This is a genomic window from Vibrio sp. ZF57 (genome assembly GCF_001691235.1).
GTDB classification, from domain to species: domain Bacteria; phylum Pseudomonadota; class Gammaproteobacteria; order Enterobacterales; family Vibrionaceae; genus Vibrio; species Vibrio crassostreae_C.
This window is the reverse complement of the sequence record NZ_MAKD01000027.1, coordinates 1-1,519: the sequence shown is the minus strand read 5'-3', so window position 1 is coordinate 1,519 and position 1,519 is coordinate 1. Positions and strand designations below refer to the sequence as shown.

Below are 1,519 nucleotides of genomic sequence, written 5' to 3'. Positions count from 1 at the left end.
CGCTTGACTCCCCAATCCTTTTCCTTGGAAACGATGGTCAATCATGACGCGCCATACATATAAATGCTCCTTTTGAAAGTGTTCATCGTGTGTGTCCAGTATTCTAGGGTCAATCAGAGAGATTAGCCCCGCAGGTTTATTGTTTAAGTAAATACCATAGTTGATACTATCGTCGTTAAAACTGGCTTCTGCAAGCCACTCTGCGTTGTTAGCAATGAGTTGTTTTTGAGACTCTTCCACTGAGAGATCAATAATGTCATTGATAATGGTATTGTTTATTTTTAAAAAGCTAATTTTATTCATGCTTATTTACCTTGGGTAGGTGTTTCATTAAAAGTAACTGGCCAATGTAAGGATCTTGATAAGCTAATCTTGAGTTATCAAAATGGTAATGTCGCTTTTGCTCCTGTCTTTTAACATAGACTCTTCAAGTATCTTATAGATCTCTTTATCTGGCGCATATTAGAACGCGCCAATTTTTTTAATTAAGGTATATGTATGTCTTAATTAAAAACGATGATGGAAGTTATTGTTTCCTATTTTGTCTGCCCCCATGACAGAAATATTAGTTCCAAGCGTTGCCCACGATGATTCAAAAAGAGGGTACGTATAGTATTTTTACAATAGTGCCGTCACAAAACCCAAAACAAACTCCCTGATAGAATGCTGACGAGTGTGATTAAAGATAACTTTAATGTGTTCTCAGCCAGCTACATTTTGTATATCACTTATCAGCTAAAATGGTGGCCAATATCTTATCGCCTTTGCATTCAACACTGACGTTCATTCCATTGACGAGTGCTCTCTCATTAGGCGCACTTGTTCTCATATCGAGTCCACTTGTTTAAATTTGGACAACTAGTTCGGTAAGCGTTAAAGAAAGAGTGCTGGTTACCCTGAAGTTTTAGTGTAGGCCAAATCTTGATGTTATCGAAGATGGCCAATCACAATGCAAAAATAGACACAGCCCTGGAATATTGAAGCTAATGTTATCGAAAGCTTTTCTGCACTATTTTTTTAGTTTGCGTAATTGGTGTAGCCAAACTTAACACCAATGATACGAACCGCCATATAAGTTTTAACTCATACCATTTGACGTATTATTACGGAATCTTTTGTCTATGACAGTATGACTTTGTAAGTAAAATCATTACATAATGAAAGCGTACTTATTAAGTTGCCAGTTCAAACCTTGATGTATTGTTTTCATAAAGTTCAACGTTAATGTCGGTTTTATCTAATAGTCATAAGATGTTGCTCCTAATGAATTGATAGCAGCGTAGCTTCTTACGTCTAAAGCGGGACTGTATTGGATAAACCTGTGATAAAAATACAACGATTCACAAAAATGCTGTGCTTGGCCGACATATCACTCAGATTGACATCACTCATGGAAGTTGATTAAACGACTTTATATACTTGTAGTAATTCATTGTTTACTAAATTAGTAAAATCACTGACACGCTTTTGTCCGTGCGACCTGAAGTCGTATGAAGTGCTGTTCACCGCAACAAGTGTG

General features: G+C 36.7%; 1 protein-coding gene. It reads right to left on the bottom strand.

The annotated features are described in order from the left end of the window. A partial coding sequence (locus A6D97_RS03480) for a GNAT family N-acetyltransferase (protein ID WP_139074292.1) occupies nucleotides 1–303 on the bottom strand: 303 nt, incomplete at its 3' end. Between the last annotated feature and the right edge of the window lie 1,216 nt (nucleotides 304–1,519).